The sequence below is a fragment of the Bordetella flabilis genome (assembly GCF_001676725.1).
Lineage (GTDB): Bacteria > Pseudomonadota > Gammaproteobacteria > Burkholderiales > Burkholderiaceae_B > Bordetella_C > Bordetella_C flabilis.
The window spans coordinates 1,562,409-1,587,094 of record NZ_CP016172.1 but is presented as its reverse complement, the minus strand read 5'-3'; the positions used below and the strand labels follow the sequence as shown (position 1 = coordinate 1,587,094).

22 protein-coding genes are annotated in these 24,686 nt (G+C 67.2%); 17 read left to right on the top strand and 5 right to left on the bottom strand.

The annotated features are described in order from the left end of the window. Positions 1 to 21: 21 nt before the first annotated feature. The 7 genes from BAU07_RS06950 to BAU07_RS06920 are packed head-to-tail and all read left to right on the top strand — an operon-like array spanning position 22 to position 6,661. Positions 22 to 963, top strand: a complete 942-nt coding sequence (locus BAU07_RS06950; RefSeq protein WP_066655284.1) for an ABC transporter permease — start codon at positions 22 to 24, stop codon at positions 961 to 963. A 5-nt stretch (positions 964 to 968) separates the two neighbouring features. After that, positions 969 to 1,832, top strand: a complete 864-nt coding sequence (locus tag BAU07_RS06945; RefSeq protein WP_415830294.1) for an ABC transporter permease — start codon at positions 969 to 971, stop codon at positions 1,830 to 1,832. A gap of 3 nt (positions 1,833 to 1,835) precedes the next feature. Further along, positions 1,836 to 2,843: an ABC transporter ATP-binding protein gene (locus BAU07_RS06940; protein WP_066655280.1), complete on the top strand. Its 1,008-nt coding sequence runs from the start codon at positions 1,836 to 1,838 to the stop codon at positions 2,841 to 2,843. After that, positions 2,840 to 3,844, top strand: coding sequence for an ABC transporter ATP-binding protein (locus BAU07_RS06935; protein WP_066655278.1), 1,005 nt, complete (start codon positions 2,840 to 2,842; stop codon positions 3,842 to 3,844). The genes BAU07_RS06940 and BAU07_RS06935 overlap by 4 nt, the downstream gene beginning before the upstream one ends. 31 nt (positions 3,845 to 3,875) lie before the next feature. Next, on the top strand, positions 3,876 to 4,748 hold the full coding sequence (locus BAU07_RS06930; RefSeq protein WP_066655274.1) for a MurR/RpiR family transcriptional regulator: 873 nt from the start codon (positions 3,876 to 3,878) through the stop codon (positions 4,746 to 4,748). Between the two features lie 4 nt (positions 4,749 to 4,752). After that, positions 4,753 to 6,219, top strand: a complete 1,467-nt coding sequence (locus BAU07_RS06925) for an N-acyl-D-amino-acid deacylase family protein (RefSeq protein WP_066655272.1) — start codon at positions 4,753 to 4,755, stop codon at positions 6,217 to 6,219. A gap of 28 nt (positions 6,220 to 6,247) precedes the next feature. Beyond that, complete coding sequence (locus BAU07_RS06920; RefSeq protein WP_066655270.1) at positions 6,248 to 6,661, top strand: RidA family protein; 414 nt, start codon at positions 6,248 to 6,250, stop codon at positions 6,659 to 6,661. A 31-nt stretch (positions 6,662 to 6,692) separates the two neighbouring features. On the opposite strand, the gene BAU07_RS06915 is transcribed toward BAU07_RS06920, so the two are convergent. After that, positions 6,693 to 7,589, bottom strand: a complete 897-nt coding sequence (locus BAU07_RS06915; protein WP_066664978.1) for a LysR family transcriptional regulator — start codon at positions 7,587 to 7,589, stop codon at positions 6,693 to 6,695. Positions 7,590 to 7,716: 127 nt separating this feature from the next. Here BAU07_RS06915 and BAU07_RS06910 point away from each other — a divergent pair, with 127 nt between their 5' ends. From BAU07_RS06910 to BAU07_RS06900, 3 genes are read left to right on the top strand one after another with little or no spacing between them, the layout of a single operon-like run. Beyond that, positions 7,717 to 9,417: an acyl-CoA dehydrogenase family protein gene (locus BAU07_RS06910; RefSeq protein WP_066655268.1), complete on the top strand. Its 1,701-nt coding sequence runs from the start codon at positions 7,717 to 7,719 to the stop codon at positions 9,415 to 9,417. Between the two features lie 58 nt (positions 9,418 to 9,475). After that, a complete protein-coding gene (locus tag BAU07_RS06905) occupies positions 9,476 to 10,459 on the top strand; it encodes a Bug family tripartite tricarboxylate transporter substrate binding protein (protein ID WP_066655266.1) in 984 nt (327 codons plus the stop codon). Between the two features lie 13 nt (positions 10,460 to 10,472). Beyond that, a complete protein-coding gene (locus BAU07_RS06900) occupies positions 10,473 to 11,603 on the top strand; it encodes a CaiB/BaiF CoA transferase family protein (protein WP_066655265.1) in 1,131 nt (376 codons plus the stop codon). On the opposite strand, the gene lolA is transcribed toward BAU07_RS06900, so the two are convergent. Together lolA and BAU07_RS06890 are read right to left on the bottom strand one after the other, a co-directional pair. Then, entirely contained in the window at positions 11,604 to 12,230 is a 627-nt protein-coding gene (gene lolA, locus BAU07_RS06895) for an outer membrane lipoprotein chaperone LolA (protein ID WP_157122486.1), read from the bottom strand. After that, entirely contained in the window at positions 12,230 to 14,599 is a 2,370-nt protein-coding gene (locus BAU07_RS06890) for a DNA translocase FtsK (RefSeq protein ID WP_157122092.1), read from the bottom strand. The genes lolA and BAU07_RS06890 overlap by 1 nt, the downstream gene beginning before the upstream one ends. A 43-nt stretch (positions 14,600 to 14,642) precedes the next feature. On the opposite strand from BAU07_RS06890, the gene trxB reads away from it, so the two are divergent. Genes trxB through BAU07_RS06875 form a run of 3 tightly spaced genes read left to right on the top strand, consistent with a single transcriptional unit; the run spans position 14,643 to position 16,637 of the window. Continuing rightward, entirely contained in the window at positions 14,643 to 15,602 is a 960-nt protein-coding gene (trxB, locus tag BAU07_RS06885) for a thioredoxin-disulfide reductase (RefSeq protein ID WP_066655262.1), read from the top strand. Next, positions 15,589 to 16,311 (top strand): Smr/MutS family protein, encoded by a 723-nt coding sequence (locus BAU07_RS06880; protein WP_066655260.1) that lies wholly within the window; start codon positions 15,589 to 15,591, stop codon positions 16,309 to 16,311. Before trxB ends, BAU07_RS06880 begins: the two co-directional genes overlap by 14 nt. After that, on the top strand, positions 16,308 to 16,637 hold the full coding sequence (locus BAU07_RS06875) for a DMT family transporter (protein WP_066655259.1): 330 nt from the start codon (positions 16,308 to 16,310) through the stop codon (positions 16,635 to 16,637). The genes BAU07_RS06880 and BAU07_RS06875 overlap by 4 nt, the downstream gene beginning before the upstream one ends. Here BAU07_RS06875 and BAU07_RS06870 read toward each other — a convergent pair. Both BAU07_RS06870 and BAU07_RS06865 read right to left on the bottom strand, forming a co-directional pair. Continuing rightward, positions 16,634 to 18,769, bottom strand: coding sequence for a sodium:solute symporter family protein (locus BAU07_RS06870; RefSeq protein WP_084025453.1), 2,136 nt, complete (start codon positions 18,767 to 18,769; stop codon positions 16,634 to 16,636). The two genes, BAU07_RS06875 and BAU07_RS06870, sit on opposite strands and share 4 nt — an antisense overlap. A gap of 93 nt (positions 18,770 to 18,862) precedes the next feature. After that, complete coding sequence (locus tag BAU07_RS06865; protein ID WP_066655258.1) at positions 18,863 to 19,150, bottom strand: DUF4212 domain-containing protein; 288 nt, start codon at positions 19,148 to 19,150, stop codon at positions 18,863 to 18,865. Between the two features lie 733 nt (positions 19,151 to 19,883). Between BAU07_RS06865 and kdpF the strand changes: the two genes are divergently transcribed. The 4 genes from kdpF to kdpC are packed head-to-tail and all read left to right on the top strand — an operon-like array spanning position 19,884 to position 24,597. Continuing rightward, positions 19,884 to 19,973, top strand: coding sequence for a K(+)-transporting ATPase subunit F (kdpF, locus tag BAU07_RS27105; protein ID WP_157122085.1), 90 nt, complete (start codon positions 19,884 to 19,886; stop codon positions 19,971 to 19,973). Next, positions 19,973 to 21,769, top strand: a complete 1,797-nt coding sequence (gene kdpA / locus BAU07_RS06855; RefSeq protein WP_066655257.1) for a potassium-transporting ATPase subunit KdpA — start codon at positions 19,973 to 19,975, stop codon at positions 21,767 to 21,769. Before kdpF ends, kdpA begins: the two co-directional genes overlap by 1 nt. Positions 21,770 to 21,787: 18 nt before the next feature. Then, positions 21,788 to 23,956, top strand: a complete 2,169-nt coding sequence (gene kdpB, locus BAU07_RS06850; protein ID WP_066655256.1) for a potassium-transporting ATPase subunit KdpB — start codon at positions 21,788 to 21,790, stop codon at positions 23,954 to 23,956. Between the two features lie 32 nt (positions 23,957 to 23,988). Next, on the top strand, positions 23,989 to 24,597 hold the full coding sequence (kdpC, locus tag BAU07_RS06845) for a potassium-transporting ATPase subunit KdpC (RefSeq protein WP_066655255.1): 609 nt from the start codon (positions 23,989 to 23,991) through the stop codon (positions 24,595 to 24,597). The last annotated feature ends 89 nt before the right edge of the window (positions 24,598 to 24,686 follow it).

Sequence of the window (24,686 nt, the reverse complement as noted above, 5' to 3'; positions counted from 1 at the left end):
GCCGCGCATCGAGGAAATCCCGTGCTGTCCTATCTGTTCAACCGCCTCGTCGGCCTGATCGCGGTCATGCTGCTGGTGGCCACGATCGTCTTCGTAATCATCCGCGTGACGCCCGGCGATCCGGCGGCCGTCATGCTGGGTCCCGAGGCCAGCCAGCAGGATATCGCGGCGTTGCGCACCCGGCTGGGGCTGGACCAGCCCCTGGCCGTCCAATACGCCAGCTGGCTCGGCCAGTTGGCGCGCGGCGACCTGGGCCAGTCCATCTTCCTGAACAAACCGGTCCTGTCCGCGCTGGCGGACCGCGCGGAACCGACGTTCTGGCTGACGCTCATGTCGCTCATCATCGCGACGGTCATCGCCTTGCCGGTGGGTATTCTGTCCGCCGTGAAGCGTGGCACCACGCTGGACCAGTCCGTCCTGAGCTTTTCGATGTTCACCTCCAGCGTGCCGAGCTTCTGGCTCGGGCTGCTGCTGATGCAGGTGTTCGCGGTCAAGCTGGGCTGGCTGCCCGTGTCCGGCTATGGCGGTCCGGATGCCTCGTTCGGTACGCGGCTCAGCCACCTGGTTCTTCCCGCGGTGGTGCTGGGTCTCGTCAATTCGGCGCTCATCACCCGTTTCATCCGCGCCAGCATGCTCGACGTCCTGCGCGACGACTATGTCCGCACGGCGCGCGCCAAGGGGTTGCCGGAGCGCAAGGTCATCGTCAAGCATGCGGTGCGCAACGCGCTCATTCCCATCCTCACCGTTCTCGGCCTGACCACGGCCCTGCTGATCAGCGGCGCGGTAGTGACGGAAACCGTCTTCGGGCTGCCGGGGGTGGGCAGCCTGGTGGTGTCCGCGGTTCTGCGCCGCGACTATCCTGTGATCCAGGGCGCGCTGCTCGTCGTCGCGGCGATCTATGTATTGATCAATCTCATCATCGACCTGCTGTACCTGCTGGTCGATCCGCGGATACGCTACTGATGACCATGGCTTCCTCCACGCATGCCGGCGGCGACCGCTGGCAGATCCTGCGCCTGCTGATGGCGCGCAAGACGGTGCTGTTGAGCCTCGTCGTGCTGATCGTGCTGGTCGCGGCCGCGCTGCTCGCGCCCGTGGTCAGTCCCTACGACCCGTACAAGCTGTCCATCGTCAATCGGCTCAAGCCCCCGGGCGCCGCGCACTGGTTCGGGACGGACGATTTCGGCCGCGATGTCTTCAGCCGCGTCATCTACGGCGGCCGCCTGTCCCTGACGGTGGGCTTCGCCGTGGTGATGCTGTCCAGCGTGCTGGGCATCGCGCTGGGCCTGCTGGCCGGTTTCTTTCGTCGTGCCGACAAATTCGTCTCGCGGCTGATCGACGCCATGATGGCCTTTCCGGATATCCTGCTGGCCATCTCGCTGGTCGCGGCGCTGGGCCCATCCGTGTTGAACGTGGTGATCGCGCTGGGCATCGTCTATACGCCCCGCCTGGCGCGCATCGTGCGCGCCTCGACCCTGGTGATACGGGAACTGCCGTTTGTCGAAGCGGCGCGCGCGCTCGGCGTGTCGACACGACGCATCGTTACCGTGCATGTGCTGCGCAACCTCGTCTCGCCCATCCTGGTGCAAGGCACGTTCATCTTCGCCTACGCAATCCTCGCCGAGGCTGGCCTGTCCTTCCTGGGCGTGGGCGTATCGCCGGACATCCCCACCTGGGGCACGATGATCAGCGCGGGCCAGCAATACATGGGCTCGGCCGACTGGATCATGATTTTCCCGGGGATCGCCATCGTGCTTTCGGTGTTGTCCCTGCAATTGGTTGGCGACGGGCTGCGCGACGTGCTGGACCCGCGCCTGCGCAAGGAGCTGTAGATCATGACGGCAAGCACACGCGACGTCGTCCTTTCCGTGGAAGACCTGAAGACCTCGTTTCACAGCCGGGATGGCATCGCGCGTTCCGTAGACGGCGTCACCTTCGACCTGGCACGCGGCGAAACCTTGGCCATCGTCGGCGAGTCCGGCTCGGGCAAATCCGTGACCAGTCTTTCGATCATGGGGCTGCTGCCCAAGCCGTCCGGCCGCATCGAGGCGGGCCGCATCCTGTTTCGCGACCGCGCCGGCGCGGAGCATGACCTGGCGCGCGCATCCGCGGCGCGCATGCAGGACATCCGCGGCAAGGAGATCGCCATGATCTTCCAGGAGCCCATGACCAGCCTGAATCCGCTGTACACCGTGGGTGACCAGATCGCCGAAGCCGTGCTGCAGCACGAAGGCGGCTCGCGCGCTGCGGCGATGGCGCGTGCCCTGGAGATGCTGGAACGCGTGGAGATCCCGGCCGCCGCGCGCCGCGTCAACGAGTATCCGCACCAGATGTCGGGCGGCATGCGCCAGCGCGTCATGATCGCGCTGGCCCTGGCCTGCAATCCCTCCGTGCTGATCGCCGACGAACCGACCACGGCGCTGGATGTGACGGTGCAGGCGCAGATCCTCGACCTGCTGCGTCGCCTGCAGGCCGAACTGGGCATGAGCATCCTGTTCATCACGCACAACCTGGGCGTGGTCGCCGAGATCGCGCACCGCGTGGCCGTCATGTACGCCGGCCGCGTAGTGGAGGATGCCGACGTCTATGCGCTCTTCGAGCGTCCCAGCCATCCGTATACCCGCGGCCTGTTGTCCTGCATCCCCACGGACGCCCTGCTGGCGAGCGGCGGCCGCCTGCAGGCGATCCCCGGCAACGTCCCCAGCGTCCTGGCCCTGCCGCCCGGCTGTACTTACGCGCCGCGTTGCGGCCTGGCGTCGGACGCCTGCACGCGAGCCGTGCCCGAACTGGCGGCGATACGCCCGCATCATCGCGCCCGCTGCATCAAGGTGAATCCCGCATGAATGCCGTCCCGCATGCCGTCCCGCATGCCTTCCACGATCCTGAGCCCCTGCTGCGCGTGCAGGACCTGCGTGTGCACTTTCCCACCTCTTCGCGCCGCGGCGCCCCGGTGGTCAAGGCCGTCGACGGCGTCAGCTTCGAGGTGCGCCGCAACAGCATCGTGGGGCTGGTGGGCGAATCCGGCTCCGGCAAGACCACCACGGGCCGGGCCCTGCTGCGCCTGCTGCCGGCGAGCGGTGGCCGCATCCTGTTCGACGGCACCGACCTCACCGCCCTCAACGAAACGGCGATGCTGCCTTGGCGCCGCCGCATGCAGATCGTGTTCCAGGACCCGTATGCGAGCCTCAACCCGCGCATGACGGTCGCCGAGATCATCGGCGAAGCCCTGGATACGCATGGCCTGGCGCGCGGCCGGCGCGCGGAACGCATCGCGGAATTGCTGACGCGGGTCGGTTTGAACGCCGACCACGCCCGGCGCTACCCCCACGAGTTTTCCGGCGGCCAGCGGCAGCGCATCGGTATCGCGCGCGCGCTCGCGGTCGAGCCGGAGTTCATCGTCGCCGACGAACCGGTATCGGCGCTGGACGTGTCGGTCCAGGCACAGGTCCTCAACCTGCTGCAGGACCTGCAGCGCGACCTGGGCCTCGCCATGCTGTTCGTGGCGCACGACCTGGCCGTCGTGAACTACCTGTGCGATGAGGTCGTGGTGCTGTACCTGGGCCGCGTGATGGAGCGGGGGCCGACCCGGCGTGTCTATGCCGCACCCCGGCATCCGTATACGCGCGCCCTGCTGTCCGCCGCCCCGGTGCCCGACCCGCGCGCGCCGCGCAACCGCATCCTGCTCAAGGGCGACATCCCCAGCCCCATGGATCCGCCGTCCGGCTGCGTCTTCCGCACCCGCTGCCCGCACGCCATCGACGCCTGCGCCCGGACCGTTCCGGAACCCACGTCGTTCGGCGGGGGGCACATGGTCGCCTGTCTGCGAGCCGGGGAACTGGCTTGACCCCGGAACCGCCATCGCCTTGGAACGCGCCATGAATACGATACGCGACATCGTCTACCAGATCCGCAGTTGCCGCGACACGCTGAGCGTTACCGAGCGCAAGGTCGCCGACGCCATCCTGGACGACATCGTCACCGCGGCCGGCGCGACCGTCGACCAGCTCGCCGGCAAGGCCGGCGTGAGCATCGCCACGATCTCGCGCTTCGCGCGTTCCGTCGGCTGCGAAGACACGCGCGACCTGAAGATGAAGCTTGCGCAGGCCAGCGCCGTAGGCACACGATTCCTGGACAGCGGCGTGCCGGCCGAGGAGAGCACCTTCTATGCGCGCATCTATGCCGATATCGAAAGCACGCTGCGCGCCCACCTGCCCATGTATACGGAGGCATTGTTCGAAGGCGCCATGGAGATCGTGCGCGGCGCACGCATGACCTATGTCTTCGGCATGGGCGGCGCCTCCGCCGTGCTGGCCCAGGAAATGCAGTCGCGCCTGGTGCGGCTGGGCTACCCCGTCGCCGCGTACAGCGACGCCGTCCTGATGCGCATGGTGGCAGCCACGCTGGACGAGCGCGATGCGGTCATCATGCTGTCGGCATCGGGCCTGACGCCCGAAATGCTGTCGGGCGCGCGCATCGTCAAGCAGTACCGTGCCCGCATCGTCGCGCTGACGGACGCGACCGCGCCGCTCGCCGAACTCGCCGACGTCGTCATTCCGGTCCGCACGGACGAGACCGACTTCATTTACAAGCCTTCCGCGTCGCGCTACGCGATGATGCTGGCCATCGACCTGCTCGCCACCGAGCTGGCCATGGTCCGGCAGGAGGAAACCCGCGACCGCCTGCGCCGCATCAAGCTGACGCTGGACGAATACCGCGGCGGGCCGAATCGCCTGCCGCTCGGAGATTGATTCGATGTACGACACCCTGATCGGCCCGGTCCGCGTCCTGGACGGCAGCGGCGCAGCCGAATACCGGGCCAATGTGGCGCTGCTGGACGGCCGCATCGCGGCCATCGGCGTGCCCGACGACACGCCGGCACGCGCGCGCGTCGACGGCGCCGGCCGCGTGCTGGCGCCCGGGTTCATCGACGTGCACACGCACGACGACACCAACGTGATCCGCACGCCCGCCATGCTGCCCAAGCTGTCCCAGGGCGTCACCACTGTCGTGGTCGGGAATTGCGGCATCAGCGCCGCGCCGGTCCGGCTGCGCGGCGCCCCGCCGGACCCCATGAATCTGCTGGGCGCCGAGGCCGACTTCCAGTACCCGAGCTTCGCGGACTACACCGCGGCCGTCGAACGCGCGCGCCCGGCGGTCAACGTCGCGGCTTTGATCGGCCATACTGCCCTGCGCAACAACCACATGGACCGCCTGGACCGGCCGGCTACACCGGGGGAAATAGACGCCATGCGCGCGCAGCTGCGCGACGCGCTGGCACATGGCGCGATCGGCCTGAGCACCGGCCTGGCCTATGCATCCGCCTTCAGCGCCGACACCGAGGAAGTGAAGGCCCTGGCCCAGACCCTGGACGAGTTCGGCGCGCTCTACACCACGCACCTGCGGTCGGAATTCGCGGAAATCCTGGAGGCCATGCAGGAAGCGTTCGACGTGGCGCTGCATGCGCGCGTGCCAGTGGTGGTCTCGCACCTGAAGTGCGCGGGCGCCGGCAACTGGGGCCGGACGACCGAGGTGCTGGCCCGCCTGGAAAAGGCGGGCCGCATGCAGCCGGTGGGCTGCGACTGCTATCCCTATTCCGCCAGTTCCTCGACGCTGGACCTCAAACAGGTCACGGACGACTTCGATATCGACATCACCTGGTCCACGCCGCATCCCGAACAGGCGGGTCGCAAGCTGGCCGACATCGCACACGACTGGAACCTGCCTTTGCTGGACGCGGCGCGCCGCCTGCAGCCCGCGGGCGCCGTCTATCACGGCATGCGCGAGGACGATGTGCGGCGCGTGCTGGCGCACCGGCTCACCATGATCGGATCGGACGGCCTGCCCAACGATCCGCACCCGCATCCACGCCTGTGGGGCGCCTTTCCGCGGGTACTGGGACATTACAGCCGCGACCTGGGCCTGTTCCCCCTGGCCGAGGCCGTGCACAAGATGACGGGGCTGTCGGCGGCCCGCTTCGGGCTGCGCGACCGCGGCCTGGTGCGCGAGGGGCAGTGGGCCGACCTGGTGCTGTTCGACCCCGATACGGTGATCGACCGCGCCACGTTCGACGCGCCCCTGCAGGCGGCCGCCGGCATCGATGCAGTGTGGGTCAACGGTGTGCTGTCGTACTCGCGGGGCAAGGCCACCAGCGAGCGCGCCGGCCGCTGGCTGCCGCGCCAGGGCGACCTGCGCGCCGGCTTCCCGACCGCTTCCGATTGATACCTGACTTGACGCAAGGAGCTTCCCTATGAGCACTATTCCCGGGCCCGACGCCAATGGCATCACGCGCTATGGCGCGGCAGGCAGCACGGGCGGCGGCGGCAGCCACATGCCCTTCTCCAGGGCCGTGGCGGCCGACGGCTGGCTGTACGTGTCCGGCCAGGTGCCGATGGCGGATGGCGAAGTGGTGGAAGGCGGCATCGTGCCCCAATCCCACAAGGCCATCCGGCAACTCATGGATATCCTCGCCGAGGCCGGCTACGGCCCCGAACATGTCGTGCGCTGCGGCGTCTGGCTGGCCGATGCGCGCGATTTCGCCTCGTTCAACAAGGTGTTCAAGTCGTACTTCGGCGAGCATCCGCCGGCACGCGCCTGCGTGGAATCGCGGCTGATGGTCGACGCCAAGGTCGAAATCGACTGCGTCGCGTACAAGAAGCCCTGAGGAGAAGCCCTGCGGGCACTTCCCGCCCTCGCTAGGGTTTGTCGACGACGACGGAAGCCCCGCCGAATTCGTCCAGCAGGCGGTCGATGAGCGGGCTGCGCGCGTCGCGGCGGCTGACGCCATAGGCGTCGGAGCGGGCCCGTGCGCCGGCGAGCGGGCGGAACACCGCCCCGCGCAAGGCGGAATGGCTCAGGGCCTGCGGCACCAGCGCGACCCCGAGACCCTGCGAGACCAGCGACACCACCGCCAGCCAGTGGCGCGCCTCGTGGCGTACCTGCGGCCGGAAACCGGCCTCGGCGCATATCGACAGGATACGGTCGTGGTAGTCCGGCGACACACCCTGCCCGAACAGCACGAAGGTTTCGTCGCGCAGGTCGGACGCCCGCACGCTGGCCCTGCGGCTCAGCCGGTGCCTGGCCGGCAGGCAGCACACAAAGGGTTCCGACACCAGCAGGCGGCTTTCCAGTTCCTGCGGCATGCGGCTGGTATGGACGAAGCCCAGGTCCAGTCCGCCCTGCATCAACTCGGTGATCTGTTCGGCCGAGTTCATTTCGGTCAGCTTGACCCGCACGCCCGGATAGCGCCCCTGGAAGCCGCGCAGCGCCTGCGGCAGGCCCCGGTACAGCATCGCCCCGACGAAACCGATGCGCAGGTGCCCGACCACCCCGGCCGCGGCATCCCGCGCTTCCACGGCGGCTTCTTCGGCCTGCGCCAGTATCTTGCGTGCCGAGGCGCGCATGGCGTGCCCCGCGGCCGTCAGGCGCACCTCCTTGCTATTGCGTTCGAACAGGCGGGCGCCGACGCTGTCCTCCAGTTGGCGGATCGCCACCGACAGGGGCGGCTGCGAGATCGCCAGCCGTGCCGCCGCCCGCCCGAAATGCAGTTCTTCGGCCAGCACGGCGAAATAGCGCAAGTGCCGCAACTCCATATTTTCCCCACCGGAATCAATCATTCAACGATATTCCGCTCAAATCGTACAAGACATATTCGATATTGGATACCTATGATCGCCAGGCCTAGAATGCGCCGATAAAAGCAGCCAGGAGACACCGGCAATGCATGACGCTGCCCGCCCCCACCCCGTTCCGGATCGCCGCGGCGACAACTTCTACACCAGCGACGCCGAACTGCGCGCCCTGCTGCCGCTGTACCTGCCGGCCGACCTGCTGGCCCACATGACGCCCCATTTCGAGCGGCTGGGCGATATCGCCGGGGGCGAACTCGACGAGCTGGCCGGCGCCGCCGACCGCAATCCTCCGACGCTGCGATACCGCAGCCGCAGCGGCCTGGACGAACAGCGCGTCATCAAGCACCCTGCCTATGTCGACATGGAGCGGCTGGCCTTCAGCGACTTCGGCCTGGCGGCCATGTCGCACCGCACGGAAACGCTGGGCTGGCGTGGGCCCATGCCGCCGACCGTGAAGTACGTCCTGACCTACCTGTTCGTGCAGTCGGAGTTCGGCCTGTGCTGCCCCGTCTCCATGACGGATTCCCTGGCCCGCACATTGCGCAAGTTCGGCAGCCCGGAACTGGTGGCGCGTTACCTGCCCCGCCTGGCTTCGCTGGATTTCGACGCGCTGGCGCAAGGGGCCATGTTCATGACCGAACAGGGCGCCGGCTCCGATATCGCCGCCACCGAGACGCTGGCGCGGCCGGCCGCCGACGGCACGTGGACCCTGCACGGCGACAAATGGTTCTGCTCCAATCCCGACGCCGATCTGGCCATGGTGCTGGCGCGCACCGAAGGTGGACCGCCCGGCTTGAAGGGCGTCTCGCTGTTCCTGCTGCCCCGCGAACTGGACGACGGCACGCCGAATCACTACCGCATCATCCGCCTGAAAGACAAGCTGGGCACGCGCTCCATGGCGAGCGGCGAAATCCGCTTCGAAGGCGCGGTGGCGTACCTCGTTGGCGAACCGGGCCGTGGCTTCGTGCAGATGGCGGACATGGTCAACAATTCGCGCCTTTCCAACGGCGTGCGCGCGGCGGGCCTGATGCGCCGCGCGGTCGCCGAGGCGGAATTCGTGGCACGCGAACGCAAGGCCTTCGGCCGCGCGCTGCAGGACATGCCGCTGATGCGGCGACAGTTGGACAAGCTGCGGGTGCCCGCCGAACAGGCCCGCACGATGGTGTTCCAGACCGCCCGCGCGCTGGCGCGATCCGATGCGGGCGAAGCCGGGGCCTACCCGCTGTTGCGCATCCTGACGCCCTTGATCAAATTCCGCGCCTGCCGTGACGCCCGCAAGGTGACGGGCGATGCCATGGAGGTACGGGGCGGCTGCGGCTATATCGAGGAATGGAGCGACCCGCGCCTGCTGCGCGATGCGCACCTGGGATCCATCTGGGAAGGCACCAGCAACATCGTGGCGCTGGATGTGATCCGCGCGGTGAAGCGCGAAGGTTCGTTGCCGGTGCTGCGCGCGCATAACGAAGGTTTGCTCGACGCCGCGGTGCTGGCTCCCGCCTTTGCCGCCGCACTGCGCCACGCGCTGCACGCGGCCTGCGCATTGGCCGAAACGGCCGCCCGCGAAGGCGGCGATGTGCTCGCGCGCCAGGCGGCGTCGGGGCTGTATCACTGTACCAGCGCCATCGCCATGGCATGGGAAGCCACGGCCTGCGGCTCCGCCGACCGGCTGCGCTGGGCGCAACAGGCATTGCGGCATCGCGTGCTGGCCCGCGATCCGCTATCGCCCGATGAATTGCCCGCCGCCTGGAACGCGTCACCCGCCAGGACGGGCGCGATGCCGGTGGCGTGACCCCGCTGGATCAGCCTTGCACCCCACCACACAACACAACAATATCCGGAGACAAACCATGCGCAAACGCATGTCCCTGTGCCTTGCCGCGGCTTGCGCCGCCATGGCTGCATTTGCCGGCCAGGCCGCGGCGGCCGAAACCTTTCCCGCCCGGCCCATCACGCTGGTGATCCCCTACCCTCCCGGGGGGCCCACCGACGCCATGGGCCGCACCCTGGCCGCCGAGATCGCGCACTATCTGCCGCAACCCATGATCGTGGAGAACCGCGCGGGCGCCAACGGCAATATCGGCGCGGAATATGTGGCCCGCGCCGCCGCCGACGGCTACACCCTTATGTTCGGAACATCCGGGCCGCTGGCCATCAATGCCAGTCTCTACAGCGAAATCAGCTACGACCCGGTCAAGAGCTTCGCGCCAGTGATCTATGTGGGCTACCTGCCGAACATCCTGGTAGTGAATCCCAGCGTGCCCGCCAGGACGGTGCCCGAGCTGGTCGCCTATTCGAAGAGCCATCCCGGCAAGCTGGCCTTCGCTTCTTCCGGAACCGGCGCGTCCTCACACCTGGCGGGTGTGATGTTCAATGCGATCGCCGGCACGGACTTCCTGCACATTCCCTACAAAGGCACGGGACCGGCGCTGAACGACCTGCTGGGCGGCCACGTCGCCATGAGCTTCACCGATGTCCTTACGGCCAAGCCCTATGTGGAATCCGGGAAGCTGCGCGCGCTGGGCGTGACCACGGCCAAGCCTTCACGCGCGCTGCCCGCGGTGCCCACCGTCGCCGGGCAAGGCTACGCGGGCTATGACGTCAGCGTGTTCTTCGGCATCGTCGCCCCCGCCGGCACGCCGGCGGACCGCGTCGCGATGCTGAACAAGGCCTTCGTCCAGGCGCTCGGTTCCGACAAGGTCAAGGCGCTGTTCGCATCGCAGGGACTGGAAGCGGGCACCGACAGCCGCCCGGCCGCGCTGGGCGCCTTCATCGCCGATGAAAAAGCCAAGTGGGCCAAGGTCATCAAACAGTCGGGCATCCCGATCAATTGAATCGCATACACCCATGACCGTTTCCGTATCGACCGGCGCCCTGGCCGGCATCCGCGTGCTGGATATATCGCGCATCCTCGGCGGGCCGTACTGCGGCCAGATCCTCGGCGACCATGGCGCGGATGTACTGAAGATCGAACCGCCGCAGGGCGATGACACCCGGACCTGGGGACCGCCGTTCCGCGACGGCGTCGCCTCGTACTATCACGGCCTGAACCGGAACAAGCGGATCCAGCACCTGGACCTCGGAACGGTCGCGGGCCGCGACCGCCTGCTGGAACTGCTCGCGCAGGCCGACGTACTGGTGGAGAACTTCAAGATCGGCACCATGGAACGCTGGGGCATCGGCTACGAGGCGCTGGCGCAGCGCTTTCCACGCCTGATCTGGTGCCGGGTATCGGGCTTCGGCGCGGACGGCCCCCTGGGCGCGCTGCCCGGCTACGACGCGGCCGTCCAGGCCATGAGCGGCATCATGAGCGTCAACGGCGAGGCCGGCGGCGAGCCCTTGCGCGTAGGCCTGCCCGTGGTCGATATGGTCACCGGACTGAACGCCGTCATCGGCATCCTGCTGGCATTGCAGGAGCGGCATCGCAGCGGCCGCGGCCAATTCGTGGAGACCACGCTGTACGACAGCGGCTTGTCCCTGCTCCATCCGCATGCCGCCAACTGGTTCATGGACGGCCGCACCCCGCAACGCACGGGCAACGCGCATCCGAATATCTATCCCTACGATATCTTCCGCACGCGCACCGAACCGCTGTTCCTGGCGGTGGGCAACGACCGGCAATTCGCCAGCCTGTGCCAGGTGCTGGAGCGCCCGGAGCTGGCCACGGATCCGCGCTTCGACCGCCCGGGCGCCCGCTCGACGCATCGGGTGGAACTGAAGCGCCTGCTGGAAGACGCGCTATCCGCCTTCGATGCAATCGACCTGGTGGATCGGCTGATGGCGGCGAATGTGCCGGCCGCACCGGTATTGGATGTCGAGGCGGCGCTCACGCATCCGCACACCGTCCACCGCGAAATGCGGGTGGAGATCGGCCCCGGCTACCGCGGCCTGGGCGCGCCCGTGAAACTGAGCCGCACGCCTGCTTCCTACCGCCACGCGCCGCTTACGCCGGGAACCGATTTCGATACGGACGAATGACTACATATTGACCACGTCCACCCCCTTGGGCGGGGTGAACTGGAAGTCCTGCGCATTGATTTTGGGATTCGGCGTGATGTTGGACAGCTCGACCCGCGTGGTCTGCCCGAAGGCGTCGAGCAGCTCGATGCGGGCGGGCAGGTTGTCCTTGAAGCCGATATCCACGCGCGAAAAGCCGGCGTCCGTGTTGCGCGGCTTGGCGCGCAGCCATTCCAGCCCGTCCCTGGCCGGCAGCGCCGACACATCGAAGGACTGTTCCAGCGATCCCGAGCCGAACAGGATGGCCGCGGGAGAAGTACCGATGGCCTGGTCCACCTTGCGCACCGTGACCTGCGCGAGATCAGGATCGTACTGGTAGACCTGCTTGCCGTCGGCGACGATCAATTGCTCGTAGGGCTTTTGTACCGCCCACTTGAACTTGCCGGGACGCTGGAACGTGAACGTGCCGGTCTGGGCGGGCCGGGGCTGCCCTTGCGGCCCGCCCGTGGTGGACTGGGTGAAGGCGCCGGTGGCCGCCGTCACGGATGCGACGAAGGCATGCAACTGTTCCTGTGCCGTCGCGGCCAGCGCCCAGGCCGGCATCAGGGCGATCGCGGCGGCGGCCGCGAGGCAACGCATTGCGCGCATCATGCTTCCTCCCGCGCCGCGGCCGGGACCAGGATTTCGCGGTTCCCGTTGGATTGCATGGCGGACACCATGCCGGACTGTTCCATTTGCTCCAGCAGGCGCGCGGCGCGGTTATAGCCGATGCGCAGATGCCGCTGCACCAGCGAAATAGAGGCACGCCGATGCTTCAGCACCACTTCGCAGGCCTGGTCGTACATGGGGTCGGATTCGCTATCGGTGAACCCGGTCACGCTGCCCACACCGTCGCCGGTTTCGCCTTCCACCCCGCCTTCGAGCAAGCCCTCGACGTAGTTCGGTTCGCCCTGCGCCTTCAGATGTTCGACCACGCGATGGACTTCCTCGTCGGAAACAAACGCCCCGTGCACACGCACCGGCAGGCCCGTGCCGGGCGGCATGTACAGCATGTCGCCCTGGCCCAGCAGCGTTTCGGCGCCCATCTGGTCTAGGATGGTGCGGGAGTCGATCTTAGACGAAACCTGGAAGGCGATGCGGGTCGGTATGTTCGCCTTGATGAGACCTGTGATGACATCGACGCTGGGTCGCTGCGTGGCCAGGATCAGGTGAATGCCGGCGGCACGCGCCTTCTGCGCCAGCCGCGCAATGAGTTCTTCGATCTTCTTGCCGACCACCATCATCAGGTCGGCCAGCTCGTCGATCACGACCACGATGGTGGGCAGCGGCTGCAGCGGTTCCGGTTGATCGGGCGTCAGCGAGAACGGATTCGGTATCGGCTCTTCCCGCTTGATGGCGTCGCGGATCTTGGTATTGAAGCCGGCCAGATTGCGCACGCCCATCTTGCTCATGAGGCGATAGCGCTTCTCCATTTCGGCCACGCACCAGTTCAGCGCGTTCGCGGCCTGCCGCATATCCGTGACGACGGGCGCGAGCAGGTGCGGAATGCCTTCGTAGACGCTCATTTCGAGCATCTTCGGGTCGATCAGGATCAGGCGGGTGTGCGAGGCGTCGGCCTTGTACAGCAGGGACAGGATCATGGCGTTGATCCCCACCGACTTGCCCGAACCGGTGGTCCCGGCGACCAGCAGGTGCGGCATCTTGGCCAGGTCGGCCACCACGGGATTGCCCGCGATATCCTTGCCCAGCGCCATCGTGACCACCGACGAGCCGCTGTGATAGGTCTGCGAGCCCAGGATTTCCGACAGCTTGACCATCTGGCGCCGCGGATTCGGCAACTCCAGGCCCATCAAATTCTTGCCGGGGATGGTTTCGACGACGCGGATGCTGACCAGGCTGAGCGCCCGGGCCAGGTCCTTGGCCAGGTTCACCACCTGGCTGCCCTTGACGCCCGTGGCGGGCTCGATCTCGTAGCGGGTGATGACGGGACCCGCTTGCGCGGCGACCACGGTCACGGATACGCCGAAGTCGGCCAGTTTCTTCTCGATCAGCCGCGACGTGAACTCGATGGTTTCCGCCGAAACGGTTTCCTGCATCACGGGCGGCGGGTCCAGCAGGCTGATGGTGGGCAGGTCGCCTTCGCCAGCCGGCGGCGAGAACAGCGTCTGCTGCTTCTCCCGCTCCACGCGGTCGGACTTGGGCACCACCGTGATGGCCGGCTCGATACGCACCGGCTGCTCATGCACAAGCTTTTCCTGCTTGGCGACGACTTGTTCGGTGCGCACCGCCTGCGCCACTTCGCCCAGCTTGCGGTCCTGCCGCGCGTCCACGGATTGCCGGGCACGGCGGAACAGGCCTTCGATCCAGGCGCCGACACGTTCGGCGATGGTCAGCCAGGAAAACGAGAAAAACAGGCTCAGGCCGATTGCAAGCAGGACCAGGAACGCCAGCGTGCCGCCGGTGAATCCCACGGCATTGGCCAATTGCTCGGCCAGGGCATGGCCGATGACGCCGCCGGCGCCACTGCCGCCGTCCGCGCTGCCGGGCAGGTGCGTGCCGCGCGAATAGAGCCGCAGGGCTTCCAGCCCCATCGAGCCCACCAGCAGCATGGCGAAACCGACGCCCTGCTCCCAGCGCACGCGCGGCAGCGGTTCGCCCGGCCCCACGGCGGCAGTGCGCAGGTGGCCCGCCAGGCGCCGATAGCCGGCGCGTACCCGGTGCAACAACAGGACGACCCACCACCAGGCCGAGAACCCGAAGAGATAAAGCAGGATATCGGCCAGGTACGCGCCCAGCGTGCCGCCCTTGTTATGGACGACGCCGGCCGGTACGGAGTGGGACCAGCCCGGGTCTGCGGAGCTCCAGGTGGCCAACACCAGGGTCAGCCACGCCGCCATTGCGGCAAAGAGTATCCAGCGGGCTTCGCGCAGCAGCGAGGAAATCCGGGTCTGCAATGGGGACGGCCCATTGCGGGTGTTGCGCGAGGCGCGCGGAGAAGCAGTTGAAATACGTGGCATAGGCCTCATTATAATTGGGCGTCCACTTAGCCTAGCGTGCCCGATGACTACTCCGAAACATGCCCAATTGCTGATACTCGGCTCCGGCCCGGCCGGTTACACCGCCGCCGTCTACGCAGCACGCGCGAACCTGAAACCCTTGCTCGTCACCGGTCTTGCCCAGGGCGGCCAGTTGATGACGACGACCGAGGTCGATAACTGGCCCGCCGATGTCCATGGCGTACAAGGCCCGGACCTGATGCAGCGTTTCCAGCAGCACGCGGAACGTTTTAACACCGAAATCGTGTTCGACCACATCGCCAGCGTGGATTTCTCGCAACGTCCCTTTACGCTGACCGGCGACACCGGCAACGTTTACACCTGCGATGCGCTGGTCATCGCCACCGGCGCGTCGGCCAAGTATCTGGGGCTGCCGTCCGAAGAGGCCTTCATGGGCCGGGGCGTTTCCGGCTGCGCCACCTGCGACGGGTTCTTCTACAAGAACCAGGATGTGGTGGTCGTCGGCGGCGGCAACACCGCCGTCGAGGAAGCCCTGTACCTGTCGAATATCTGCCGCAAGGTCACCGTGATCCACCGCCGCGACAAATTCCGCGCCGAACCGATCCTCATCGACCGCATGATGGAAAAGGTCCACAACGGCAACATGGCGCTGAAGCTTTTCTCGGAATTGGAAGAAGTGCTGGGCGATGACAGCGGCGTGACCGGCGTGCGCGTCCGCAACAACCAATCCGGACAGACCGAGGATATCGCCGCGACCGGCGCCTTCATCGCGATCGGCCACCATCCGAATACGGATATCTTCAAGGGCCAGCTCGACATGAAGGACGGTTACATCATCACCAAGAGCGGCCTGTCCGGCATGGCGACCATGACGTCGGTCCCGGGCGTTTTCGCCGCGGGGGACGTGCAGGACCATGTCTATCGCCAGGCCATCACCAGCGCCGCCACCGGATGCATGGCCGCCCTGGACGCACAACGGTGGCTGGAGAATGCGGGGCAGTAAGGCCGGCCTGGGGGACCTGAAGCGCCTGCACGAGCAGGCGCAGGCCCAGCGCCGCCAGCAAACGGAAGCCGCACGCGCCAAAGCCGAAGCAGCCGCCGCAGCCGCGGCCCAAGCCGGGGCCGGCCGCGCTGCGCGACGCACCGATGCGCCCACCGACGCGCTGGACGACACGCGGGCCTTGCAACGCGCCTTGGGCGCGGTCACGCCCTTGCGGGCGCCCCAGCGCGTGCTGCACACGCCGCGCCGCGACCCTGACGCCATCCCTGTGCAACGCCGTGCGGCCGCGCTCGGCGAAACGCCCGGGCGCGCCGATGCGGGCGTTTCCGACGGCGGTGTCACGCATCTCCTTTCCGAAGGCGGCAGCGCGTACGTCCGCGCAGATGTCGCACCCGATACCGCCCGCAGGCTGCGGCGCGGCGAATGGCGCGCCGGCGCCGAGCTCGACCTGCACGGGTTGCGCGTGGAACAGGCGCGGCACGCCGTGCTGTCCTTTATCGACGAATGCGTGGAGCACGGCATACGGTGCGTGCGCATCGTGCACGGCAAGGGCTATGGGTCGGAGGGACTCACGCCGGTGCTCAAGGACAAGGCGCGCGCCTGGCTGGTACAGCGGCCCGATGTGTTGGCGTTTTCGCAGGCGCCGGAGCGCGAAGGCGGCGCCGGCGCGCTGCTGGTCCTGTTGCGGCAGGCCGCCGAGGCACGCAGATGAAATGGGTCTATCTGGCGACCGCCATCGTGGCGGAGATCATTGCCACCAGCGCCTTGAAGGCTTCCGACGGTTTTTCGCGGCCCTGGCCCGCCATCCTCACGGTGGCGGGATACGGCGTGGCCTTTTACTTCCTTTCCCTGACCCTGCGCGAGATTCCCATGGGCGTGGCGTACGCCATCTGGTCCGGCGTCGGCATCGCGCTCATCTCCCTGGTCGGCGCACTGTTCTTCGATCAACGCCTGGATGCGCCCGCCCTCATCGGGATGGCCCTGATCGTGGCGGGCGTTATCGTGATGAACGTGTTTTCCCGCACGGTAAGAGGCTAGCCCCCTTCGGCCCCGGCGGGCGCCTGGCGCTCGCGGGCGCCGTCGGCGACCGCCACGTCCGGTGGCGACGCGCGGCGCGGATCGCGCACATAATCGACCAGGGCTTCCGTGGCCGGATCGGGTCGGGGCGTAAGCAGGGACACCAGCACGATGGTGAGGAAGGCGGCCGGCGCGCCGAAAATACCGGCCGCCACCGGCTGGATACCCCACCACAGCGCCATGGGCTGGGTCATGGGAATGCCGAAGACGAGTTCGCGCAGCCAGGGATGGGTGTGCGCCATATAGGCGAAGGTCACCGCCAGGCCCACTGCCATGCCCAGCGTGGCGCCCCACTTGTTGGCGCGCTTCCAGAATATGCCCATGACCAGCGCGGGGAAGAAAGAGGAGGCCGCAAAGGAGAACGCCGCCGACACCATGATGAGGATGTCGGCGGGACGCCGCGCCGCGACCCAGGCGGCCGCGAACGCCACCACCAGCAACAGGATCTTGGACGCCATGACCCGGCGTGCCGACGTCATGCGCGGGGACACGACGCGGTACCACATGTCGTGGGACAGCGAATTGGACAGCGTCAGCAATAAGCCGTCCGCCGTGGACAGCGCCGCCGCCAGGCCGCCTGCGGCCACCAGGCCGGAAACGACGTAAGGCAGGCCGCCGATCTCCGGCAGCGCCAGCACGACCACATCGGCCCCCATGTGGATTTCGCCGAGCTGTACGATGCCGTCGCCATTCACATCCACCACGTCCATGAGCGAGGGACTGATGGCGCTCCAGGCGGCGATCCAATCCGGCAATTCGCTGAAGCGCGCGCCCACGACGTGGGTGTAGACGACATATTTGACCAGGATGGCCAGCGCCGGCGTAAGCATGTAGAGCAGCAGGATGAACAGCACGGTCCAGCAGACCGAGCGCCGCGCCGCGGCCACCGATGGCGTCGTGTAGGAGCGCATCAGGATATGCGGCAAGCCCGCCGTGCCCAGCATCAGGCACAGCACCAGGGCAAGGAAATTCGCGCGTAGTTCGCCCTGGCTTTCTCCGCTGGCGGCGGGATACGGCAAGGCTTGCGGCACGGGCGGCTGGGCGCGCGCGTGGAAGTCCATGCGCGCGCGATACCAGCGGTCCCTTGCCTCTTCCACACTGGCCGGATACGCGGCCAGTTCACGCTCCACCGAGCGTATCTCCAGCATGGGCGCATCGGCGGCGTTCAACTGCGCCAGATGGTCGCGCAGGCGCGCCTTTTCGGTGACCCAGGAGCCTGGCAGCGTACGCAGCAGGGTGTCCATGCGGTCGGCGCGGGCCTGCCAATCGCGGCGCACGGCCCGTTCAGCCGGATCATCCTGCAGACGGCTTTCCTGCTGGACCACCTGCTGCAGGGCCACGCCGGCGGAGAGCTGCGGCACCGCCATGCCGGTGAACTTGATCGACAGCCAGATCACCGGCACGACATAGGCGATGATCAGGATGATGAACTGGCCGACCTGGGTCCACGTCACCGCGCGCATGCCGCCGAGGAAAGAGCAGACCAGCATGCCGCCCAGCGCCAGGAAGATGCCGAGTTCGAATGAAATCCCCGTCATGCGGGTGGTGATGATGCCCACCCCGTAGATCTGCGCGACCAGATAGGTGAATGAACACAGTACCGCGCAGGCCACGCCGGCCAGCCGGGGCAGGTGCCCGCCGTAGCGGGCGCCAAGGAAATCCGGCAGCGTGTACTGGCCGAACCGGCGCAGATACGGCGCCAGCAGCAGCGCGACCAGGACATAGCCCCCGGTCCACCCCATGACGTAGGCCAGGCCCGCATAGCCGCTGACGTACAAGGTTCCCGCCACGCCGATGAACGAGGCCACGGACATCCAATCCGCCGCGGTGGCCATGCCGTTATAGAAGGCGGGCACGCGCCGCCCGGCGACGTAGTACTCGACGGCATCGGAAGTCCGGCAGACGATCCCTATGCCGGCATACAGGCTGAAGGTCACCAGCAGGAAGATATAGCCTATCCAGTTGCGCGGCATGCCCAGGACCTCGAGCAGCGCCAGCACCAGGATGAGCAGTCCGAAGCCTGCCGCATACAGCACATAGACACGCCGCAGCCGCAGGTCGAATTCCCGTGGGGTCTTGCCGCCGAACAACATCAGCCGTCCTGCAATCCGGTGGAGAAAACGGCAACGTGGCGCCGGCCTGGACCGCGGGCGGTCATGCGGACGTCACTTCGGATCGGCAGAATATCAGTCCTGGGCATCGACGCGATTCATGATGCGTGCATAGGCGACGATGATCAGCAGATACGCCAGGGGCGCGCCATAGGCGGCCATCCAATAGGAAAACGGCCATCCCAGGAAGGAAAAGGTCAGGCGGGCGGCGAAATAGGAAGGCACGAAGGTCAATACCGCCCACAGCACCAGCAGGGATACGATGAGGCGGGCATTGCGCCCCCAGTAGCCGGGGCGGTCGGGAACAGGGCCGGAATCGCGATCAGCTTCGCGATCGGCTTCGGATAAGCGCGACATCGGCATACAGGCCATCCCAGATGCGGGCATCGGCCCGGCCCCGGGCGATGCGGACCCTGAATGCGACAACGGCTGGCACTGCCTGGTGCCAGCCGTTGTGCGTTTGCTTTTCTTGGTACAGCTTTTATGTACCGGTGCCGCCCGGTTTCTGCCCTTTTGTGGGCATTTGTCTCCTCACCTGCATGGAACGGGATTCTGCACCATATCCGGGAGGGGAACACTAGGGGTATGCCCTAGGAAGGGGCATTCATCTAGTTCTACGAAGCACCAGGATGGTGCAGCGGCGCGTTTGTCGTCGAATGACCGCGCCGAAACCCCACTTTCGCGTCGACCGTAAACGTGCGTCGACTCGTCCGCCATCGACCGCCCAAAGCCGGCGGCCCGCACGAATTCCGGCAGGCCGGCCCGCCCCGGCACCGCGGGGTGGCATGTTGGCCCTCTATCCGGGCGTATCCCACGGTCCATCGCCGCTGTTCACTGCGCTTTTATAACCCCCTTCCATACGGCCGATTTATACGGCGTTTACACCGCCCCGCCGAAGCTTTATCCCGTTTTTACGGCCATCTCCCTAAGCTGCGGGTGTCCGCCGGCGAGCGCCTGCATGCCGGCATTGCCGCCACCGGCACCCGCTTTCCGGAGAAAACATGGACACCCTCTACCTTGCCGCATTCGCCGCCATGGCCGGCCTGAGCATGGCCCTGGCCGAGTTCTGCGATGCCCTGCAAAAGGGAGATCGCTCGTGAACTGGCTGTACCTCATCAGCGGCGCCCTGGCGCTGTGCCTGTTTATCTATTTGCTCGTCGCCCTGTTCCAGCCGGAGAGATTCTGATGAACGCCCGCTATCTGGGCCTGGTGGCCTGCCTGCTGGTTGTGCTGCTCATGCTCGCGCCCTGGGTGGGGCGATATATCCGCGCCGTCATGGAGGATGGCCAATCGCGCTGGTCGGCCTGGGGCCGGCCGCTTGAACGGCTGATCTACCGCGTGGCCGGCGTCGATCCCGCCAGCGAAATGGGCTGGAAGCGCTACGCGCTGGCCGTACTGGCCTTCAGCATCCTGGGTGTCGCGGCGGTGTATGTCCTGCAGCGCGCGCAGGGGCTGCTGCCTTTGAATCCGGCCGGATTAGGCGCCGTTTCGCCCGATTCATCGCTGAATACCGCCGTCAGTTTCGTCACCAACACGAATTGGCAAGGCTATGGCGGCGAAGCGACGATGAGCTACCTGACGCAGATGCTCGCCCTGACCGTGCAGAACTTCACCTCCGCGGCCACGGGCATCGCGGTGGTCCTTGCGCTGATCCGCGGTTTCGCTCGGCACAGCACCCAAACGGTTGGCAACTTCTGGGTCGACATGGTGCGCGGCACGCTGTACGTGCTATTGCCCATGGCCTTCGTGCTGGCCATCGTCCTCGTCGGGCAAGGTGTCATCCAGAACTTCAGTCCCTACCGGGAGGTGCCGCTGCTCGAGCCGGTCGCTTACACGCAGCCGAAAACCGATGCCGCCGGCCAACCCGTGCTCGACGCGCAGGGGCGTCCGCAGCTCGAAGCGGCGACAGCACGCACCCAGACGATCGCCATGGGGCCGGTGGCCTCGCAGGAAGCCATCAAGATGCTGGGCACCAATGGGGGCGGCTTCTTCAACGCGAATTCGGCGCACCCCTACGAGAACCCGACGCCCCTGTCCAACTTCCTGCAGATGCTGGCGATCCTGATGATTCCTGCGGCGTTGTGCTTCACCTTCGGCCAGATGGTGGGCGACCGCCGGCAGGGGATGGCCGTACTCGCCGCCATGGTGGTGCTCTTCATCGCCTTTGCGCTGTCCACGGGCCATTACGAATTCCACGCCAACACGATGCTGGCGCAGGCCGGCGCGGACAGCACGAGTTCCGCCCTGGCGCCCGGCGGGAATATGGAAGGTAAGGAAGCGCGCTTCGGCATAGGGCCCAGCGCCCTGTTCACGACCGTGACCACGGCGGCTTCCTGCGGCGCGGTCAACAACATGCACGACTCGCTCACCGCGATGGGCGGGCTTTCCCCGCTGCTCCTGATGCAATTGAGCGAAGTCGTATTCGGCGGCGTCGGCTCCGGCCTGTACGGCATGCTGGCCTTCGCCATCCTGGCGGTATTCATTGCCGGCCTGATGATAGGCCGCACGCCGGAATACCTGGGCAAGAAGATAGAGGCCTACGAAATGAAGATGACGTCCATCGTCATCCTGGCCACGCCCCTTCTTGTACTGGTGGGAACGGCCGTGGCGGTCTCCATGGCGGCCGGCAAGGCCGGTGTGCTCAACCCGGGCACGCACGGTTACTCGGAGATCCTGTACGCGCTGACCTCGGCGGCGAACAACAACGGCAGTGCGTTCGCCGGACTGTCGGCAAACACGCCCTACTACAACGGCCTGCTCAGTGTCGCGATGTGGTTCGGCCGCTTCGCCGTGATCGTACCGATCCTGGCGATGGCCGGTTCGCTGGCGGGCAAGCGCCGGCTCCCTGCGGGACCGGGCACCATGCCGACAACGGGCGCGCTGTTCGTCGTCCTCCTTATCGGCGCCGTTCTGCTGGTGGGCGCGCTCACCTACGTCCCGGCGCTGGCCCTGGGCCCCGTGGCCGAACATCTGCAACCCTGATCAGGCTGAACAATCATCATGGCCAAGCATACGACCAGCGACGCGGCGGCCGCCGTTGCCGCTCCCGCCCTGCCGCATGACGCGACGGGCCTGCCTTCGCCGCGTACCTTCCGCTTTTTCTCCCGCTCCCTGCTCATGCCCGCGCTGGCCGACAGCGTGCGCAAGCTGGCGCCATCGACGCAGTTGAAAAACCCCGTCATGTTCGTGGTGTACGTGGGCAGCATATTGACCACTTTCCTGTGGGTCATGGCCCTGCGCGGCCAGGCCGAAGCGCCGGCAGGCTTCATTTTCGGCGTCGCGGTGTGGCTGTGGTTCACCGTGCTGTTCGCCAACTTCGCCGAAGCGCTGGCGGAAGGGCGCGGCAAGCAGCAGGCGGCATCCCTGCGCGGACTGCGTACGACGGTGACGGCGCGTGTCCTGCGCGATTTCCGCGACGCCGACGCCGCCGGCGCCCACCCGGACGCGTATCGCCAGCGCGGCGTCGCACGCGCTTCCGGTGACCTGCGCAAGGGCGATGTCGTGCTGGTCGAGGCCGGCGAGACCATTCCCGGCGACGGCATGATCATCGCCGGCGTCGCCTCGGTGGACGAAAGCGCGATCACCGGCGAGTCCGCGCCGGTGATACGCGAGTCGGGCGGAGACTACTCCTCGGTCACGGGCGGCACGCGCTTGCTGTCGGACTGGCTGTTCGTGCGCATCGCCGCCGACCCGGGCGAGAGCTTCCTGGACCGCATGATATCCATGGTCGAAGGCGCCAGGCGGCAGAAGACGCCCAACGAGCTGGCCCTGACCATACTGCTGATCGGATTAACGGTCGTGTTCCTGCTGGTCACCGTCACGCTGTTGCCCTTCTCGATGTACTCCGTAGAGGTCGCCAAGGTCGGCCAGGCCGTCACGGTTACCGCACTGGTCGCACTGTTGGTCTGCCTGATCCCGACCACCATCGGCGGCCTGCTCTCGGCCATCGGCGTGGCCGGCATGAGCCGCATGATGCAGGCCAATGTCCTGGCCATGTCGGGGCGCGCGGTGGAAGCTGCCGGCGACGTCGATGTGCTGCTGCTGGACAAGACCGGAACGATCACCTTCGGCAATCGCCAGGCCGCCGCCCTGCTGCCGGCGCCGGGCGTGACGCCGCGCGAGCTGGCCGACGCCGCACGCCTGGCCTCGCTGGCGGATGAAACGCCGGAAGGGCGCAGCATCGTGCTGCTGGCCGACAAGGCCTTGCCGGCGCCGGCGCGCGCCCTGCCGGATATGGCGTTCGTCCCCTTCAGCGCTCACACGCGCATGAGCGGCGTCGACCAGGGCGACCGGCGCGTCCGCAAGGGCGCGGTGGACGCCATCCGGCAATGGCTGGCCGACCAGGGCGTCGCCATGGACGAGGCGGTCATCCGCGCGGCCGACGATGTGGCGCGGCGTGGCAGCACGCCGCTGGCGGTGGCCGACGGCAAGCGCGTCATGGGCGTGGTCGAACTGAAGGACATCGTCAAGCCCGCGATCAAGGAACGTTTCGCCGAACTGCGCCGCATGGGCATCAAGACCGTCATGATCACCGGCGACAACACGCTGACGGCGGCGGCCATCGCGGCCGAAGCCGGTGTCGACGACTACCTGGCGCAGGCCACGCCCGAGGCCAAGCTCAAGCTGATACGGACGTATCAGGCCGAAGGCCGCCTCGTGGCGATGACCGGAGACGGCACGAACGACGCCCCCGCCCTGGCCCAGGCGGACGTGGCCGTGGCAATGAACTCCGGCACCCAGGCGGCCAAGGAAGCCGGCAACATGGTGGACCTGGACTCCAACCCGACCAAGCTGATCGAGATTGTGGAGATCGGCAAACAGATGCTGATGACGCGCGGCTCCCTGACGACCTTCAGCGTCGCCAACGACGTGGCGAAATACTTCGCCATCATTCCCGCGGCCTTCGCGACCGTCTATCCGCAGTTGGGCGTCCTCAACGTGATGGGACTCACCACGCCGGCATCCGCCATCCTGTCCGCGGTCATCTTCAACGCGCTGATCATCGTCGTGCTGATCCCCCTGGCGCTCAAGGGCGTGCGCTACCGCCCGTTGGGCGCCGCCGTGCTGTTGCGCCGCAATCTCATCATCTACGGCCTGGGTGGCCTGCTGGTGCCGTTCGCCGGCATCAAGCTCGTCGACATGATTCTGGCGGCGCTCGGCTGGGCCTGAACCCGCATCCCCGCCCTTCGAGGTAATTCATCATGAACTCGCAAGCAACATCCCCCACGCAAGGCAGCCTGCTGCGTCCCGCCCTGGTCGTCTTCCTGGCCCTGTCGATCCTTACCGGGCTGGTCTATCCGTATGCCGCGACGGGGGTCTCGCAAGTCCTTTTTCCGCACGAAGCAAACGGTTCGATGATGGAGGTGGACGGCCACGCCGTCGGCTCTTCGCTGATCGGCCAGCCCTTCAGCTCGCCCCGCTACTTCTGGGGCCGCCTGTCCGCGACCGCGCCCATGCCCTACAACGCGTCCGCATCGGGGGGCTCCAACCTGGGGCCGCGCAATCCCGCGCTGGCGGACGCCGCCAAGGCGCGCATAGAGGCGTTGCGGAGCGCCGACCCCGGCAATACCGCGCCCATCCCCGTGGACCTGGTCAGCGCCTCGGGCAGCGGCCTGGATCCGGACATCAGCGTGGCGGCCGCGAATTACCAGATCAATCGCGTGGCGCGCGCGCGGAACATGAGCGCACTGGAGGTCGCGCGGCGCGTGAACGCCCATACCCGGCGCCCCTTCCTGGGCTTGTTGGGAGAACCCGTCGTCAATGTGCTGGCATTGAACCTGGACCTCGATGGCGTGCGCGCCTCGCGTTGACCGCTGCGTGCGGGCCAGGCTGGTGGCCACGAAACCGCCGTGGGGCTCTGCCGACATACCGCGCCGGCCCCGAACCGCCACAACCGGAC